We start from the raw sequence: 17,179 nt of genomic DNA on the forward strand, positions 1-17,179 counted from the left end.
ACCACGACACCGCGCCGCCTTCGGAGCCGAAATTGGTTATTCGCGTCACGTCCGCTCGTTCGCGGCGTAACTCATTGGCCTTTCAAGCTCCCGATCCGCAGCGAAAAGTCGGCGGCCTTGGATGGCGGCGAGTCCTCGAATTGCTCGACGTAGCCCTGCGGGTCACGATCGGTGATCGGCAGCCCCTCGGTGGTCGGGTGCTCGGCCATGAACTCGCTGAATTGACGGCCGAGCGCCTCGCGGAGCCCGATGGGGGCGTTGCGGCGAAAGTCCGACAGCCCTTCGCGCTCCTCCTCGCCCATGTGATCGTCGTTGGCCTGCCGGGTGCGCCCGACGGCGGCCCACCACTGCTCGCTGCCCAGCGCGGCGGCGTTGGCGTCGCGCACACCGTCGCGAATGTCGTTGTGATCGCCGATCGCGTCGAGGGTCTCGCCCTCGGCGTCGTCACCGCCGCGTTTCAGCAACTGCGGGTAGAAGATCCTTTCTTCGATGTAGGCGTGCACGTCGAGTTTGTCGGCGAGCGGACCCCACACTCGCTTGAGCGCGGCCTGGTCGTCGGGGCGCTGGGCCTGCAGATCGTCCAGGCGCGCGAACTGTTCGCGGAACCACTCATGGTCGGCCAGGATCAACCTGGTGATGTCTGCCATCGCAGAGTTCCGCCTCCCTGGATCCCGGTCAGCCGGGGCTTACCCCGTTTACCAGCTGAGGTAACAACCCGACGCGGGATCCGTCAACCGGGTTCGCTCCCCGGCGTCCGGCCTTTGTCCGAGTTGTTCTGCACGCCAATGGAATCACCAATTTGACGCGCGTAAGCCCTCTGGTGGCCGAGCGCCGCCGGCGACACCGCCGGCCACCGCCCGTCGGCGCCGCGGGCCCTGAACAGGAACTCACCGGGAGGAGGCGATTATCCGGGCGGATACACTGGGGCGGTCAGTCCGCCGATCAGCTTCGATCGCACCCGCTAACCCAATAAGAATCAGTCAGAGGTTGTGCCTTGTCCGAAAAACCCGGCGATGCCGTCAGCTTGGAACCGCATTTCGAGGACGTACAAGCGCACTACGACCTGTCCGACGAATTCTTCGCGCTCTTCCTGGACCCGACGCGGACCTATAGCTGCGCCTATTTCGAGCGCGATGACATGACGCTGGAAGAGGCGCAGTACGCCAAGGTCGACCTGTCGCTGGGCAAGCTTGGGCTGCAGCCGGGCATGACGTTGCTCGACATCGGGTGCGGGTGGGGCACCACGATCATCCGCGGCCTGGAGAACTACGACGTCAACGTCATCGGCCTCACGCTCAGCCGCAATCAGCAGGCACACGTGCAGCGCCGCCTGGACAGCCATCCTTCGCAGCGGACCAAGCGGGTGCTGCTGCAGGGCTGGGAGCAGTTCGACGAGAAGGTCGACCGGATCGTGTCGATCGGCGCCTTCGAGCACTTCGGGCGCGACCGGTACGACGAATTCTTCAAGAAGGCCTACGAGGCGCTACCGGCCGACGGCGTCATGATGCTGCACACCATCATCAAGCCCAGCGACGAGGAATTCGCGGAGCGCGGGCTGCCCATCACCATGACGAAGTTGCGCTTCATGAAATTCATCATGGACGAGATCTTCCCGGGCGGAGACCTGCCGCAGGCCAAGGGCGTCGTGGAGCACGCCGAGCGCGCCGGCTTCGGTGTGAAGCTGATTCAGCCGCTGCGCCTGCACTATGCCCGCACCCTCGACACCTGGTCGGCCGCGCTCGAGGCGCGCCGGGACGAGGCCATCGCGATTCAGTCCGAAGAGGTCTACGACCGGTACATGAGGTACCTGACCGGATGCGCGGACCTGTTCCGCGAGGGCTACACCGACGTCGCGCAGTTCACCCTGACCAAGGGCTGACGCACCAGCCGCCGGACCGTCCGCTCAAACAGATTGCGCGACAACGGCTTTGAGGCGAAGGCCGTCGCTGACGTCGTCCAGCGCCAGTCCGCCGGGTTCGCGTACCAGGAAGGTCGTGGCGATCCCTGCGGCGTAGCAGCAGAAGCCCAACAACGTCACCGCCCGTAACCCGGCCCCGCTGAGCAGGAGCGGCACAAAAAGAGCACCCAGGAAGGCCCCGACTTTCGCGATGGCGGAAGAAAGCCCGTGGAACGTACTGCGGACGGCCGTGGGGTACGACTCCGCCGCGAGAAGCATCGTCGTGTAGTTGGGTCCGAAGGCGACGCCGAACAAAGACATGCCGAACACGATCGCGAACGGCACCACCGAGGCGCTGATGATGGGAAAGGCCGTTATCAACAGCATCGCCAACGCGCAGATACCGAAACCGAGTGCCTGCAGCACACGTCGGGGCATGCGGTCCAGCACCAGCAGGCCGGCGATCGCGCCGCCGAGACCGAAACAAATGACCAGCACCGCGTTGAGGGCGATGTTGGACACCACGCTGCCGTGGGGCGCGATGTGCTTGATGAGCAGGGGTTGGCTGACGTAGCTGCCGTAGACGGCGACATTGAAGAAGAACCAGCTCCCGGCGGTGCCCAACAGGATGGTGAGGACTTTCCGATTGGACAGTCCGATCTTGGCGGCAGGAGTCGCACCGACGGTGGGCGAGGTGAATGTGGCGCGCGATTGAGCAAACGCCGCAAAGTCTTTCAGCGCCTGCTGTTCGTCACCACGCTCGGCGGTCCAGCGCGGCGACTCGGGCATGTGACGACGCTGATACAGCACCAGCAGCGACGGGATGACTCCCATCCCGAGTATCAGCCGCCAGGCGATGTGATCGGGAACGCCGATGGCCAGTACCAGGACGCTGACGAGGTAGGCGACGACCTGACCGAACACATAGAAGATGAAGGTCAGGCCGACCAGTTGACCGCGGTTTCGCCGGTTGGCGTATTCGGCCATGATGACGCCGCTGGCGGGATAGTCGCCTCCGATACCGATTCCCAATATCAGCCGCGCGATGAGCAGGACAGTGAAGTTGGGAGCGAACGCGGAGAGCAATGCCCCGATGATCATCAAGACCGCTTCAAGACCGTAGACCCGCCGCCGGCCGAGCATGTCGCCGAGGCGCCCGAAGGCTATGGCGCCCAACGCGACTGCCAGCAGGGTCGAGCTCGTCAGCATCGAAATCTGCCCGCCGGTGAGACGGAACTGCGGAGTGGCCAGCAGGGTTACCGTGCCGATGACGTTGAGATCGTAGGAGTCCGTGAAGAATCCGGCGCCGGCGGTCGCGGCCGCCTTGAAGTGGAAAATGTCGAGCTTTGCGTCGTCGATCGACCTGACGACACCGACAGGTGCCGATCCGGCGGCCCCAGCATCGTGCCGGCTCTCCAAACTTGTCATGATAAGTACGGTCCAACACGCACCGAAGACAAGTCAACGGAGTACCGTTCTTTACGGTGATGTTCAATACCCGTTAACCACAACAGGGTTCGGCGGCGACAGGACCGGATGCCGTACCGAAAGCATGTATAGTCAAGTGCATGGCAATGGCGCTGCACGAAATGATCGCCGACAGCCTGCGGGAGCAAATCCGGGCGGGAGATCTGCCCGTGGGTTCCGAGCTTCCGTCGGAATCCCAGCTCTGTGACCGGTGGAAGGCGTCACGCGGACCCGTGCGCCAGGCGCTGGCCGCACTGCGCGCCGAAGGGGTGATCGCCGGCGGTCGCGGGAAACGGCCGGTCGTACGCACGACTTCGATCGGCCAGCCGTTCGACACCCTGCTGTCCTACTCCGCCTGGGCCCATTCAATCGGGCGCACGCCCGGACAGCGCACGCTCGAATTGGCCTTGCGGCGAGCGGATCAACACGCGGCGTCGGTACTCCAGATCGACGAGGGAGCGCCGGTCGTGCAGATGTTGCGATTGCGCTACCTCGACGGCGAGCCCGCGATGCTGGAACGCGCGACCTTCGTCGAGAACGTCGGTCGCCGGTTGTTCGACTTCGATTGCGACTCAGGGTCGTTATGGGCCTATCTGTTGTCGCAAGGGGTGCGGTTCTCGACCGCTTCACACGTCATCGACGCGATCGCGGCCGATCCCCTCGATTCTGCGCATCTCTCTGTGGCGCAAGGTGATCCGCTGCTAAGGCAGCAGCGGATCACCCGAGGAGCCGGCGGCGAGATCATCGAATACCACGACGACCGCTATCTGCCGGCCATGGTCAGCTTCACACTCGAGAACACCCTGGACGCGCGCTGCGCCCTCACCCGAAATGCCAAGCCCGGATCGGAGGCCGACGCCCGATGATCGCCCGGCTCGAACTGGCCGTACTGGACATGGCCGGCACCACCGTCGACGAGGGTCAGCAGGTCTACCGGGTTCTGGCCGAAACGGCGATCGCCTATGGCGCAGCACCGTCACCGGCCGACATCGCCCGCTGGCACGGGGCGGCCAAACACGAGGCGCTGCGTGCGCTGCTCACCGCACCCGGTGGTGAGCCCCCGAGTGCGGACCTGCTGGACACCGTGGTGGCCGATTTCCGTTCCCGGCTGACGGCCGCCTACGCCATCTCTCCACCGCGCCCGCTGCCCGGAGTTACCGACGCGATGGCCGCACTGCGTTCCGCCGGCATCCGGGTCGCGCTCACCACCGGGTTCGATCGCGACATTGTCGATTCACTGATCTCCGCTTTGGGTTGGCAAGGCGAATCGGTGGTGGACGACGTCGTCTGCGGCAGCGACGTGGCGGCTGGGCGCCCGGCGCCCTTTATGATCTTCCGGGCGATGGAGAACCTCGGTGTCGTCGACGTGGACCGCGTACTCGTCGCCGGAGATACCCCGCGTGACCTGCAAGCCGGAACCAATTCGGGTGCGGCGTTCGTCGTCGGTGTCCTGTCCGGAGCCGGGGACGCGGTCGAACTCGGCAGACATCGGCACACCCATCTGGTCGCGTCGGTGGCCGACCTGCCCACGCTCCTCGAGCTACGCAACGTGGCGGCCGGTCCCGCGTGACGCAGCCGACGCCCTCGGCCCAGAAGGCTGCCATCCGGATCGACCACACATTGGCGGCCGTGTGGCGTGGCGGCGCCGACATCGCGGTGGAATCGGTGGCCGTGCCCCCGCTGGGGCCCGGTGATGCGTTGGTGCGAGTCAGGCTTGCCACGGTGTGCGGTAGCGACAGGCACACGGTGAGCGGACGGCGCCGACAGCCGTGTCCGTCGATCCTGGGCCACGAGACCGTCGGTGAGATCGTGGCGCTGGGCGCCGGCCAACCACGGGCCGTGGACGGGCGGCCGTTGCGCGTCGGTCAACGCGTCATCTGGAGCGTGACGTGGCCGTGCGGCACCTGCGACCGGTGTCTGACCGGCGCCACGGCGAAGTGCCGGGTCGTGCGCAAGGCCGGCCATGAGGCGCTGAACTCCGAATGGGGGCTGTCCGGCGGGTACGCCCAGCACGTGCTGCTCCCGCGCGGCTTACCCGTTGCCGTGGTCGATGATCACCTCAGCGATTCGGTTGCCGCACCTGCGTCTTGTGCTACGGCGACGGTCATGGCCGTCGTCGAACGCGCGGGAAACCTGGCCGGCCGCCGAGTCGTTGTGCTCGGCGCCGGCATGCTCGGGCTGACCGCGATCGCTGCCGCCGTGTGTGCGGGCGCTTGCGCGGTGACCGCGGTCGACCCCGCCGCGGCCAGAAGACAATTGGCACGGCGATTCGGCGCCACCGCCGTGCGGGATTCGGTCCGCGACGCAGACCCGAACGACATATTGCTGGAATTCTCCGGCGTACCGGATGCCCTGGAAGACGGGCTGGCAGCCCTTGACGTCCAGGGGATAGCCGTCCTCGCCGGCTCCGTCGCACCGAATGCGGCCGTGGCGGTCGACGCCGAGTCGGTAGTGCGCCGTCAACTTTCCATCCTCGGCGTACACAACTACGAACCGCGACACCTGGCGGCGGCACTGACCTTTTTGTACCGAACGTGCGAGCGTTTCCCGTGGCACGAGTTGGTCGCCGACCCCGGATCCCTCGAGGACCTCGGTGCCCTGCTGGCCGCCCCCGCGGGACCTGTGCCGCGATACTCGATCGCCCCTTGACAAGGGCAGTCGCGGTAGATCTGGGTTTACCGCCCCAGATCCGCGGGTAATTCCACAGCAACAACCTCATTCGGTGGGTGCCGGTTTTCCTCGGCGCAACGCCGCTGGAAGGACCGACCGTGAGCGCCAAACACCGCATGCCGCAGTCACCGGAGCAAAGGCCGACGTCGACCGATCGCGGTCGGTGGCGTGGCCTGTCCGGCGCTGCGAAGGTATGCGACATCATCTCCGCTTCGCTGTTGTGCGCCGCGTGCGCGACAGCGTTGGTGCTCAACGGAGGCCAGCACGAGAAGCGCAGTGTCGCCGCCACTCTCGAGCCGCCGGCCATCTCGCAGCCGGTGAGTCAGGAAGGCACCGTGGTGGCGGTGTCGGCAGACTCGGTGACCATGCGCGGCGCGGACGGGCACATCCAGACCTACCGCTTCACCCCGAACACCACCGTCGTCACGCATGGCGCACGCCAACCCGTCACCGACGCACCGCATTTCACGGTCAATGACAAGGTCGTCGTGGTCGGAACGATCGAGGGCGGTACGGCAGTGGCCACCGCGGTGGCATACCGAGGTGCCGGCCACGGTGAGGCTCCACCGATGGATTACCTTGACGGCCAGGCGGTTCCGGCCGGCGCCGCCTGAGCGCAACGCGGCGCTAGGCTGGTGGCGATCCGGTCCCAGCGATTAACCTGGGGGAGAAGGCATTTCGAGGGCTTGCTCACGCGATGTCGCGATGCTGGTGCCCACCCGCGACACACGGCGATCGCTCAACCTACTGGGGGCGGTCACCACCGGCGTCCGAGCCACCGGTGGTCACCGGTGTCTTGTTGTTCTGGTAGATGTGGTAACCGACGATCGCGATCGCAACAGCCGTTCCGACCGCAAGACCTACAGCGACAGCACCCATTTTTCCTCACTCTCAACTCGTGTTTTCCTGATCGATAACCACTCGGCATATTGCCTGCGGATAGCTACGCGCTCGCCAACTCCCAACTACGGCGCCGGGGTCGACATGCGACCCTTCTGCGAATAGCGGTGAGTCGATTCAGTCCATGATGATCGGCGGAATAACCGGTACAGGTGGTCCGGTGCGTTTCCACACCTCGCCAACTGGCGAGTCGGGATTGGTCAATGTGTTTCCGTTGCATATCAGCGTCATGAATGCTTCGGTACCGCCTGAATCAGTGTGCTCCTGGAGGGTGATTTGCAAAGGGTCCGTATCCGGAACCTGCGACCAAAGTCCCGAGTTCTCGCCCGAGCTCGGCGACCCCACATTCCAGGGCGGCCCATTGGGCTTGACCGGCTCCGCATCCCAGACGGGAATGCCCGTCACCTTTGCGCTGTACGTGTATTGATAGGTGCCGTGTTCGGTGAGAATGAGCGTTTGGTATTTAGAAGTTCCGGGCTCGAATACGTTGTTCTCGTAGCGTCCGGGGATTGCTGTCGCCGGATCGGACATCGGCGGGTTGTTGATCGCCGCGGCGTGCGGGTCTACCTTGGTCTCTCGGTTGACGGAGTCATCAGTCTTCATGATCGGATCGTTCCTTCCTTGAGTTCGCCATTGGCCGGCCTACTGGGACCAGTCATCTCGGGCGCGGAGAATTGCCGAAATGTCATCGTTTGCGGATCGCGCAGCGATGCTCGTGCATTGTCGAGCGGTGTGTGGACAACCAACGAACACATGCGGCATGCGGTCGCGCCGTTCTGTGACCACCACCTGCATGTGGGACGGATCTCGCACCGCGGGAGAGGTTGCAACGGCGCGCGTTCCGTACTTGCGGCCGCAGTGATCGCATCGCCGACTGCGCACCGGGTGCCCGTCCAGTTTTCGCATGCGCCGGTAACGCACGGGCCGCTGAAACGGAAGCGCGCTTCTGCTGGCCAAGAACTTGCGTGACACGCACGGCTGACGAAGTTGTCGTCGATCTCTGCCGGGGGATGCATCCGCGCCACGGTGCCATCCGCTCGAACTACGCCGATGAGCAGATTCCCGGAGACGCAGTCACGACTGGGGCACGTCAGCGCACCTTCTCCGTGAGTCTCATGGGCGGGAGGAACGCTCATGACTCAGGTCCCCTTGACGGGCGGATTGAAGATGATGCCCAAAATGTGACCGGGCGGAAAGCCGGGAATTGTGCGTTCCGCCACGACTTCAGAGGCGGGCATTGCCGGCGTCGGTGCTTCTTCTGTATAACCGTTCAATAGGTCGATAGTGGCGACTTCGTCGCGAACCGTTCTTTGCACCGCCATGCTTATCTTCGCGAGGACCTCTTGAGGCAGGTCGCCTTTGACCACGACTTCGAGTCCAGGTTGACTAGTCATCGGTTATTCTCCTTGGTTGTTTGTTCGGCCCGAGATCATCTGTGACGGAAAAGCGGTCGGTCCCCTACGTTTGGGGCTTCGACGACCGTGTCGCCAGTTTGTATGCTCCATACGCGATCGCAGCGACGGCCACCGCGGCCGCGGCGATCGATTTAACCTCTATGTCCATCATCAACTCCCTCAGCCTGATTGGTAGACCGGTCTGTATTTGTGGCGTTATGAAAATGGCATGTTTCACTCCGACGCTGACTATCCAATCGCCGGCAAGTGCCCGAGTTGGGGCCGGGCCCCACGTGGAGACGGTGCGCTGTCAAAGCTCCTTCACCGTCGAAGTAAACCCGGCCCCTTGTCGCCGGTGGCGCCTAAGCACATGCTGAACCGCGCGCCACCTTTTGACCCGAGGTATTGCGAGTTGTTACTGCTTCGGTTTCGGCGCGGTCACATTTTTATAAATCGCATACCCCGCGACGGCCATGGTGCCCGCGATAATTACTCCAGCCACAGCTAACATTGCTTCAGTCCTTTCCAGTAGGTCCAGGTCGTTGTCCATTTGAGGACATCGAGGACGCTTCCACACCCCACCGCGGCCGGCGTGAGTAGTCGACTACCTGTTTCTTACGCAGTCGACTACAAATTTGGGGTCTTGACCGGACACACGACGTTGGCGTGGCCGCGGGTCCAACCTGCGGATGCTTCCTCCCTACGGCACCGCACCGCTTTTTACGGTCAACGACAGGGTGGTCGTGGTGGGGACAATTGAGGGCGCTCCGGCACTGGCCATCGTGGTCGCCGAGCTCGGCGCGGGACTCGGCGGTGGGCTGCCGACGGATTGCCTTGATGGCCAGGCGTTTCCGTCCGGTGCGACCTGCGCGCGACGCGGCGGCCTAGTCTGGTAGCGATCCAGACACAGGAGGCGCCATGGGCGAGCACGAAGCAAAGATGATCATCTTGTCCACCGACGACCTGGATGAGTCGATCCGGTTTTACAGCGAGACCCTGGGCATGCCTCTGAAGTTTCGCGATGGCGCGCACTTCGCGGCCCTCGACGCGGGCCCGGTCACACTGGCGCTGGCGACCGCGGTCGACCACCCCATCCCCGGGCAGGTCGTGGTCGGCATCAAGACCGCGGACGTCGATGCGGCCGCAAAGGCCGTCGAGGCCAGCGGCGGCGGCATCGTGAAGGGCCCTTATGACGATGCCCATGAACGACGCGCCGTGGTCTATGACAACAAGGGCAACGGCTTGGTGTTCTACAAGCCATTGGCCCGATAGCAGCGCGGCATTCCGAGAGTGCCGGTGCGCGTTTACTTTCCGGTGCGCTCGCGGTGTTTGCAGCCCGGCCAGCAGCAGGGCCGGCGCTTGCCCTCTTCCAGCTCCTCCTGGGTCCGGCGGATGCGGCGTTCCCGGGTCGCCGGCTGCTTGGCATCCTCGACCCAGCAGATGAATTCGTTTCGGGCCAGCGGCGTGATGTCCCGCCAGGCGGCGAGCGCGGTCGCGTTGCCGATCAGCGACTCGCGCAGGTCCGCAGGCAACTTGTGCACGACGCCGCCGGGCACGCGCTGGCCGCTCACTGGCTGACCAGATGCGCGCTGTCATCGTGTAATTCGTCGCGGCGCAATGTCATCGGGGTGAGAGCGGGGACATCACCGCCCGCGACCACGGCGCGGGTGATCGGGGTGAGCGCCTGGAACAGCGTCTCCACCTCGTCGTCGCCGAGCGCGTCGAGCGCGGACAGGGCCAGTGTGTCGGTGGTCAATTCGATGTGGTCCTTAAGTTCCCGTCCGGCCGAGGTCAGTGTTCCGTCGTCGTTGAGCAGCCCCCGCTCGGCAAGCCGTTGCTCGTGGTGACGCCAAGTGGTCTCGTCGTAGTCGCGGGTGCGGGCGATGTAGTCGCGAGAGACATTGCCCGCCGCGGCGTGTAAGACGTTGGATTCGCGCCCGGAGATGCCGGCCGCGGCCAGCACCGCCACGTGCGCGTCGCCACGCTGCTCGCGCAGCAGCGTCGTGGCCTGCCAGAGCGCGGACAGCGGGTCATCCGGCCAGGGCAGCGCCAGGTTCGCGGCGAACAGCGGGCGCGCGTCGAGCGGAGCGTGACGCGCCGCCCGGCCCGCCAGTTCGGCTGCAACGCGGATCTTTTCGTCCGCACCCAGGCCGTAGCGGCGCAGCGCCGCCACCGCGGACTCTTGCCGGGCCTGCAACGCGGCCTGCGGACCCGCGATCTCCCACGCCGCAGGCAGCGCCTTGGCGACCCGTTCGGGTGCGAAGTTGTAGAAGATCGCGCTGACCACCTCGCGGGGCGCCGCGCCCAACGGTGCCGAGCGGGCCGCGAAATAACCCATCCAGAAACCCCGGTAACCCAGCGCGTCCAACGCCGACCGCGCCTCTGGTGCAAAATAGGTCACCGCGTGCACGGGCTCATAGCGATCGAAGAAGCGTCGGGCCAGGGCCGGTTGTCGTCGCATGCTCGCAGTTAACCACTGGCGCCGGCCACGACCAAGCACGGAGCTGCGGCCCAAAAAGCGCCTCAGCCTAGGCTCGAGAAGTGACCATCCCGTATGACCAGCCATTGCGTGAGCGGATTCGGAACAACCTGGCCGGCCACCACCGCCGCGCGGTAACCGATCCGACGAAGCGGCACGCGGCCGTCGCGGTGGTACTGGTGGATTCGGAGGTGGGGGAGGACCGGGTCGATCCGGTGTCGGTGCACGAGTGGAACGCCGGGCGCCCGTCGCCCGCCGCCCATTTGGACGGCCGCATGGTCGACGTGTCCGGCGGCGCCGCTTTCTTACTGTGCCGCAGGGCATCTCGGCTAAACTCACATGCGGCGCAGTGGGCACTGCCCGGCGGCCGCCTCGATCCGGGCGAGACCGCGGTCGACGCGGCGCTGCGGGAATTGCGGGAGGAGGTCGGCATCGAGCTTGCCGATTCGACCGTGCTGGGGTTGCTCGACGACTATCCGACCCGGTCCGGGTATGTGATCACCCCGGTGGTGGTCTGGGGAGGGGGGCGGCTCGACCTTCGGCCCGCGCCCGATGAGGTGGTGGCCGTGTACCGGGTGGGGCTGCACCAACTCCAGCGGGACGACTCGCCGCGATTCATCACCATTCCGGAGAGCCCGCGACCGGTCGTGCAGATCCCGCTGGGCAATGACCTCATCCACGCCCCGACCGGCGCTGTGCTGCTGCAATTGCGTTGGCTGGGACTGGAAGGGCGAGCCGACCCGGTTGATGATTTGGAACAACCGGTCTTCGCCTGGAAGTAGCTGTCGCCCAACGCCTCCTGCGAGGGCGACTGACGTCAGCGTTGCCCCGGCGCCCCGAACAGCGAGGTCGCCAATTCGACCAGCGATGTGCCCGAGACGTCCCAGGCGCCCGGGGGCGTCGGGTCCGTCGGCAGGCCAGGCCCGTATTCCTCTGGCCGCGCGACGAAACCGGTGGCCAGCCCGCTGGTCTGGGCCGCATCGAGGTCGGAGGGGTGTGCCGCCACCAGCATCACCTCGCCGGGTTCCAGGCCCAGCAACTGCGCGGGCGTCTGGTACGCACGCGGGTCGGGCTTGAAGGCCTTGCTGACATCGGATCCGAGCACCACATCCCACGGCAGGCCGGCGTACTTCGCCATGTCGACGAGCAGTCCGGTGTTGCCGTTGGACAGTGGTCCGACGACCACGTGCCGCTTCATGGCCGCGATGCCCTCGACGCTGTCCGGCCACGGTGGCAGCCACCGCCATGACCGGGCCAGGTCGTCCACCTCCCTGCCGGGCAGGGCCTCGGCGGCGACGCCGAACTTCTGGAACGCTGCGAGCAGGTTCTCTCGATGCAAGACGTCGAGCGACACGAATTCGCGACGGCCCGAGCGGACTTCGGCCATCGACGGGAGGTAGCGGCCGCGCCACTCCAGCGCAAACGCGGCGGGGTCGAGACTGAGGTGATGGCGGTGCGCGAAATGCCCTACCGAGGCCGCGATCCCGGAACGCCAGTCGACGACCGTTCCGAAAGTGTCGAACAGGACGGCACGCACTGCGCGGCCGGTCGAGGGCGAGCGGTAATCGGTCATTTCCTCAGGCTAACGCCGCGCTCGGCGGCGCAACCGGCGCGAGTGTTGGGAATCGACGCGAGCGCCGCATCGCAGGCCTGATCGGGTCACGATGCGCCCGGCCGGCGCGCGGCGTACGATATCGTTAGCCGTGCGAACGAAAGTTCGGCGGCTCAATCGATGATTGGAGGCCGTTGTGGCCCGAAGTGCCGGCGACACCTGGGATATCGTGACGAGTGTCGGCTTCACCGCGTTGGCCGTTTGCGCGGCGCGTGCGCTCGACGCCGCGCTGAGTCCGCCGCTGGCGAACGACGATTTTGCCGCAGGCTTTGTGGCCGCCGCCGGTGAACCGAATCTGATTGCGGCAGTTGACAACGCGGACATGAGCAGCGCGGCGGCGTTCAACGCGCAGTGGGTCGGGGTACGGACGCGGTTCTTCGATGAGTTCTTCGCTGCCGCCAGTCGATCCGGAGCGCGCCAGGCGGTGATCCTGGCGGCGGGACTGGATTCTCGGGCGTACCGCCTGGAATGGCCCGCCGGGCATGCGCTTTTCGAAGTCGACCAACCGCGGGTGCTTGAATTCAAGCAGCAAGTCCTCGACCGGCAGGGCGCCACACCGTCGACGCGACGCGTCACCGTCGCCACCGACTTACGCGACGATTGGGCGGGCGAGCTGATTGCGGCGGGGTTCGACCCCGGCCAACCAACGGCATGGGCGCTCGAGGGCTTGCTGCCGTATCTGCCTGGGGCAGCACAGGATGCGCTCTTCGACAAGCTGCACGCCTTGTCGGCTGTCGGCAGCCACCTGGCCGCCGAGCTCGGACCGGCGCCCGGTGAAGTGCAGGAATTCGCCGACAACGTCCCCACCATCAGCCAGGACACCGCCCATCCGCCGGTCGCCGAGCTGTGGTACGACGATCCGCGCACGGACACCAAAGACTTTCTGGCCCAGCATGGTTGGCAGGTCACCGGCGTCGACTTGGTCGTCAAGGCGGCCACCGAGTATGGACGGCCCTTCCAGCAGCTGGCCGTGGTCTTCGACCGGTTGATGCGCACCAAATTCTTCACCGCGGTCCGCGAAGGCTGACCGACGAACGGTCTCTGCGGCTGTCATGTGACGGACGCTCGTTGTTCGTCCTTTGGTCACCAAGGGGCGGGCTGGCTCTGCGAACCTTGACCAACGCATCGGGACGGACGTGTCTCGGCGCCTCGGGAAAGGGCCGCCATGACAGAACACTTGCGCGCTTACAACAGTCTCTGGCAGGTCCGCAGCGACTCGTGGTGCCGGCTGGAGGAGGCCGCCGACCGGCTGACCCGCCCGACCACTACCGGAGAGCTCAAGGACAAATGCGCGAGCGCCTGCCAGGAGCTACTGGCACGCCTGAGCACCCTGGAGCCGTACTGGGCGTATCCGGGTGCGCCCCAATTCGCGCGTATCCAACGACTTTTCGTGGCGGGCGGCTATGACAAGTTCGCGCAGGCGGTCGGGCAGATCAACCGGGCACTGACCACGGAGTCCTACCGCTCGGGAGACGTGGACAACGCCGGTGCCGACGAGCTGGACATGTTCCCTTCCGACCCGCGGCGGCTCCTCGAGCATCAACCCGCGACGCAGCGCGACCGGCCGTATTTCGAAGTGCTCGTCGTGGAGAAGATGACCGAAGAGCAGGAGAGGGCGCTGCGCAACGAGGTTCGTAAATGGCGACGGCCCGACGACGAATTCGTCTACGAGCTCGTGGTGGTGTCCAGCGGGGATGAAGCGCTGATTGCGGCGCGGCTGAACGTCAACCTGCAGGCGGTGGTGATCCGCCGGCGCTTTTCCCACCAGTCGACCCGGGACCTGTCGGCGCTGTCGGAATTCGTCGACACCGCGGTGTCAGATGAGTTGAACGATCACCAGTCACCCGAGGAGCGCGCGCAGATCCTGGCGCTCTCGCTCGCCGAATTGCGGCCCGAGCTGGACCTCTACCTGATGACCGAGATCGAGGTGGAAGACATCGCCGGTCGACTGGGCCAGTACTTCCGCCGGGTGTTCCACGCCCGCGAAGGCATGCTCGAGCTGCACCTGTCCATCCTGCAAGGCGTGGCCGCGCGCTACCGCACACCGTTTTTCAGTGCCCTCAAGCAGTACAGTCACCGGCCGACGGGTGTCTTTCACGCACTCCCGATTTCGCAGGGCAAGTCGATCGTCAACTCCCACTGGATCAAGGACATGGTGGGTTTCTACGGCCTGGACGTGTTCATGGCCGAGACCTCGGCGACGTGCGGTGGCCTTGACTCGTTGCTCGAGCCGACCGGCCCCCTGCGCGAGGCGCAACAGCTCGCGTCGCAAGCCTACGGCTCGCGCCACACGTACTTCGTCACCAACGGAACGTCCACGGCGAACAAGGTTGTCACCCAAGCGTTGGTGGCACCGGGCGACATCGTGCTGCTCGACCGCAACTGCCATCAGTCGCATCACTACGGGATGATGCTAGCTGGCGCGAATGTCGTTTATCTGGACGCGTATCCGCTCAACGAGTACTCGATGTACGGCGCGGTGCCATTGCGGGAGATCAAATCGAAGCTGCTGGCGCTGCGGCGAGCCGGCAAGCTCGATCGGGTCAAGATGATGTCGTTGACCAACTGCACCTTCGACGGGGTCGTCTACGACGTAGAGCGCGTCATGCAGGAGTGCCTCGCCATCAAGCCCGATCTGGTCTTCTTGTGGGACGAGGCATGGTTCGCCTTCGCGCGGTTCCACCCCGTCTACCGGACCCGCACGGCCATGGCGTCCGCGCGGGCGTTGCGCGAGCGGCTCCAGGATCCCGAGTACATAAGCCGCTACGAGGACCAGCTGGCCGCCGAGTCCGCCGATCCGCCCTCCGACGACGACCTCCTGGACCGGCGGCTGCACCCCGATCCCGCCCGGGCCCGGGTACGGGTGTACGCCACCCAGTCGACGCACAAGACGCTCACCGCGCTGCGGCAGGGATCGATGATCCATGTCTTCGATCAGGATTTCGACCAGAAGGTCGCCGAGCCGTTCCACGAGGCCTACATGGCGCACACGTCGACGTCTCCCAACTACCAGATACTCGCGTCGCTGGATCTCGGCCGCCGGCAGGTGGCGCTGGAAGGCGTCGAACTCGTGCAACGGCAGATCGAAAACGCAATGCAGCTGCGCGATGCCATCGACAACCACCCACTGCTGAGCAAGTACATGCGCTGCTTGCGCACATCGGACCTGATTCCGGAGGAGTACCGGCCATCGGCTATCGCCCAACCGTTGCGCTCCGGCCTGCGCAACATGATGGCGGCCTGGGATCAAGACGAGTTCGTGCTCGATCCGTCCCGGATCACGTTGTTCATCGGACTCACCGGCTATGACGGCGACACCTTCAAGCGTCAGCAGCTGATGGACCGCTACGGAATCCAGATCAACAAGACGTCGCGCAACAGCGTGTTGTTCATGACCAATATCGGCACCACCCGCAGCTCGGTCGCGTTCCTGGTGGAAGTGCTGGTGAACATCGCCCGCGAGTTGGATCAGAATATTTCCGAGATGAGCCTCGGAGAACGCGAGCATTTCGAGCGGGCGGTCTTCCGCCTCACCGAAATGTCCTTGCCGCTACCGGATTTCAGCGGATTCCATCCTGCGTTCCGGGATCACAGCGGAACCGAACCGACGCCCGAGGGAGATGTGCGCCGCGGGTTCTACCTCTCCTACGACGACACCAACTGCGAATACCTCACCGGTGAACAGGTCGTGGAGAAGCTGGATGCGGGCGTCGACGTCGTGTCGGCGACTTACGTGACGCCCTACCCGCCCGGATTCCCGGTCCTGGTGCCCGGGCAGGTGTTCAGCCGGGAGATCCTGCAATTCATGCGCGATCTCGATACCCCCGAGATCCATGGGTATCTACCGGATTTCGGCTACCGCGTCTACACCGAGAAGGCCATCGAAATGGTCAGCCAGTCCGCCGGCCTGGCGTCCAACGGCCACCGCTTCGCGGAAACCGCACCCGCTCCCGCGTCAGCGAAGGCACCGAAGAAAAAGTCGGCGAAGCGTGACGGCCCCGGCCGGGGCGACAACGTCCCCGAGATCGGGCACGACGAGCTGCTGGGCCGACAGCAGCCCGGCGACGCACTGACCACGCCCATCGCGCCAAGCGGAAACGGTGTCCCCGAGGTGGGAGCGGACGAACTCACCGGCGGGTAGCAGCCCGGCGCCGTGGCCGGCCGGAGGGTACAGCGCCGGCCGACAGGCGGCGCTCGATGATGGGCAGCACCCGCTTGGCCCATCGAATGTTCTCCTCCTCGAAGGCTATTCCGCGCATCAGCGTCAGGTAGGGGCCGATTCGTTCGGCCTGGGCAAAGTGTTCCTCCTCGTCTCGCCCGTCGAGTATGCGCGCCCGAAGTCGTTCGTAGCGTTGCAGTTTGGCGGTCGACCATTGCAAGCGTTCGAGGACGAATTTGTGGACGGCTTGTGTGTCGCCGGCATCGGCGGCCTGGAGCTTGACCATCAGTTCATCGCGGATCACCGACGGCTTCGGCGCCGTCGCCGTGAACTGCCGGATCGCGTCACGGCCGGCGTCGGTCAGCGAGAACATGCGCTTGTTGGGCCGGCGTTCTTGCTGCACGATCCGGGCCCGGATGAGACCCTGCTCGGCGAGCCGGTCGAGTTCGCGATACAGCTGCTGCGGGGTGGCCGGCCAGAAGTTCGCGACCGAGGCGTCGAAGTCTTTAGCCAGGTCGTATCCGGACGATTCGCCCTCGAGGAGGGCGGCCAACACCGCATCACGCAGCGACATCGGTCGATGCTACAACGGTGCGACTAT

Annotated in this window: 18 protein-coding genes; 9 read left to right on the forward strand and 9 right to left on the reverse strand. The window is 65.4% G+C overall.

Annotated elements, in window-relative coordinates; translation table 11 throughout:
• Nucleotides 1–71: 71 nt before the first annotated feature.
• On the reverse strand, nt 72–647 hold the full coding sequence (locus A5760_RS05795; protein WP_064878545.1) for a hemerythrin domain-containing protein: 576 nt from the start codon (nt 645–647) through the stop codon (nt 72–74).
• Nucleotides 648–994: 347 nt separating this feature from the next.
• Between A5760_RS05795 and A5760_RS05800 the strand changes: the two genes are divergently transcribed.
• Complete coding sequence (locus tag A5760_RS05800) at nt 995–1,879, forward strand: cyclopropane mycolic acid synthase family methyltransferase (RefSeq protein WP_064878547.1); 885 nt, start codon at nt 995–997, stop codon at nt 1,877–1,879.
• Nucleotides 1,880–1,903: 24 nt separating this feature from the next.
• On the opposite strand, the gene A5760_RS05805 is transcribed toward A5760_RS05800, so the two are convergent.
• Nucleotides 1,904–3,325, reverse strand: a complete 1,422-nt coding sequence (locus A5760_RS05805; protein WP_082279359.1) for an MFS transporter — start codon at nt 3,323–3,325, stop codon at nt 1,904–1,906.
• Nucleotides 3,326–3,465: 140 nt separating this feature from the next.
• Here A5760_RS05805 and A5760_RS05810 point away from each other — a divergent pair, with 140 nt between their 5' ends.
• The 4 genes from A5760_RS05810 to A5760_RS05825 all read left to right on the forward strand — a co-directional run bounded on the left by A5760_RS05810 (nt 3,466) and on the right by A5760_RS05825 (nt 6,648).
• Nucleotides 3,466–4,230 (forward strand): GntR family transcriptional regulator, encoded by a 765-nt coding sequence (locus A5760_RS05810; protein WP_064878549.1) that lies wholly within the window; start codon nt 3,466–3,468, stop codon nt 4,228–4,230.
• Nucleotides 4,227–4,934 (forward strand): phosphonatase-like hydrolase, encoded by a 708-nt coding sequence (locus A5760_RS05815; protein WP_064878551.1) that lies wholly within the window; start codon nt 4,227–4,229, stop codon nt 4,932–4,934. The genes A5760_RS05810 and A5760_RS05815 overlap by 4 nt, the downstream gene beginning before the upstream one ends.
• On the forward strand, nt 4,931–6,013 hold the full coding sequence (locus tag A5760_RS05820; protein ID WP_082279360.1) for a zinc-binding dehydrogenase: 1,083 nt from the start codon (nt 4,931–4,933) through the stop codon (nt 6,011–6,013). The genes A5760_RS05815 and A5760_RS05820 overlap by 4 nt, the downstream gene beginning before the upstream one ends.
• A gap of 119 nt (nt 6,014–6,132) precedes the next feature.
• Entirely contained in the window at nt 6,133–6,648 is a 516-nt protein-coding gene (locus A5760_RS05825) for a hypothetical protein (protein WP_231122555.1), read from the forward strand.
• A 130-nt stretch (nt 6,649–6,778) separates the two neighbouring features.
• Here A5760_RS05825 and A5760_RS27540 read toward each other — a convergent pair whose 3' ends face one another.
• The 3 genes from A5760_RS27540 to A5760_RS26570 all read right to left on the reverse strand — a co-directional run bounded on the left by A5760_RS27540 (nt 6,779) and on the right by A5760_RS26570 (nt 8,328).
• Entirely contained in the window at nt 6,779–6,913 is a 135-nt protein-coding gene (locus A5760_RS27540; RefSeq protein ID WP_269198684.1) for a hypothetical protein, read from the reverse strand.
• Between the two features lie 138 nt (nt 6,914–7,051).
• Entirely contained in the window at nt 7,052–7,537 is a 486-nt protein-coding gene (locus A5760_RS05830; RefSeq protein WP_064878555.1) for a hypothetical protein, read from the reverse strand.
• A 536-nt stretch (nt 7,538–8,073) separates the two neighbouring features.
• On the reverse strand, nt 8,074–8,328 hold the full coding sequence (locus A5760_RS26570) for a hypothetical protein (RefSeq protein WP_155764219.1): 255 nt from the start codon (nt 8,326–8,328) through the stop codon (nt 8,074–8,076).
• A gap of 918 nt (nt 8,329–9,246) precedes the next feature.
• Here A5760_RS26570 and A5760_RS05835 point away from each other — a divergent pair.
• The gene (locus tag A5760_RS05835) at nt 9,247–9,600 is read left to right on the forward strand and encodes a VOC family protein (RefSeq protein ID WP_064878557.1); all 354 of its coding nucleotides are present in this window, start codon (nt 9,247–9,249) and stop codon (nt 9,598–9,600) included.
• A 32-nt stretch (nt 9,601–9,632) separates the two neighbouring features.
• Here A5760_RS05835 and A5760_RS05840 read toward each other — a convergent pair whose 3' ends face one another.
• Entirely contained in the window at nt 9,633–9,899 is a 267-nt protein-coding gene (locus A5760_RS05840) for a YdeI/OmpD-associated family protein (protein WP_064878559.1), read from the reverse strand.
• Nucleotides 9,896–10,789, reverse strand: a complete 894-nt coding sequence (locus tag A5760_RS05845) for an SCO6745 family protein (RefSeq protein ID WP_064878561.1) — start codon at nt 10,787–10,789, stop codon at nt 9,896–9,898. The genes A5760_RS05840 and A5760_RS05845 overlap by 4 nt, the downstream gene beginning before the upstream one ends.
• 80 nt (nt 10,790–10,869) lie before the next feature.
• On the opposite strand from A5760_RS05845, the gene A5760_RS05850 reads away from it, so the two are divergent.
• A complete protein-coding gene (locus A5760_RS05850) occupies nt 10,870–11,589 on the forward strand; it encodes an NUDIX hydrolase (protein ID WP_064878562.1) in 720 nt (239 codons plus the stop codon).
• Between the two features lie 35 nt (nt 11,590–11,624).
• Here the strand turns inward: A5760_RS05850 and A5760_RS05855 are convergent, their stop codons facing one another.
• Nucleotides 11,625–12,380 carry a haloacid dehalogenase type II gene (locus A5760_RS05855; RefSeq protein ID WP_064878564.1) on the reverse strand — a complete coding sequence of 252 codons (756 nt, stop codon included), beginning with the start codon at nt 12,378–12,380 and terminating at the stop codon, nt 11,625–11,627.
• Nucleotides 12,381–12,555: 175 nt separating this feature from the next.
• Here A5760_RS05855 and A5760_RS05860 point away from each other — a divergent pair, with 175 nt between their 5' ends.
• Nucleotides 12,556–13,446: an SAM-dependent methyltransferase gene (locus A5760_RS05860; protein ID WP_064878566.1), complete on the forward strand. Its 891-nt coding sequence runs from the start codon at nt 12,556–12,558 to the stop codon at nt 13,444–13,446.
• 138 nt (nt 13,447–13,584) lie between these two features.
• A complete protein-coding gene (locus A5760_RS05865) occupies nt 13,585–16,560 on the forward strand; it encodes an aminotransferase class I/II-fold pyridoxal phosphate-dependent enzyme (RefSeq protein ID WP_064878568.1) in 2,976 nt (991 codons plus the stop codon).
• Here A5760_RS05865 and A5760_RS05870 read toward each other — a convergent pair.
• Nucleotides 16,547–17,152 (reverse strand): PadR family transcriptional regulator, encoded by a 606-nt coding sequence (locus A5760_RS05870; protein WP_064878570.1) that lies wholly within the window; start codon nt 17,150–17,152, stop codon nt 16,547–16,549. The genes A5760_RS05865 and A5760_RS05870 overlap by 14 nt on opposite strands.
• Nucleotides 17,153–17,179: the final 27 nt, after the last annotated feature.

It is taken from the genome of Mycobacterium colombiense (assembly GCF_001665835.1).
Taxonomy (GTDB): domain Bacteria; phylum Actinomycetota; class Actinomycetes; order Mycobacteriales; family Mycobacteriaceae; genus Mycobacterium; species Mycobacterium colombiense_A.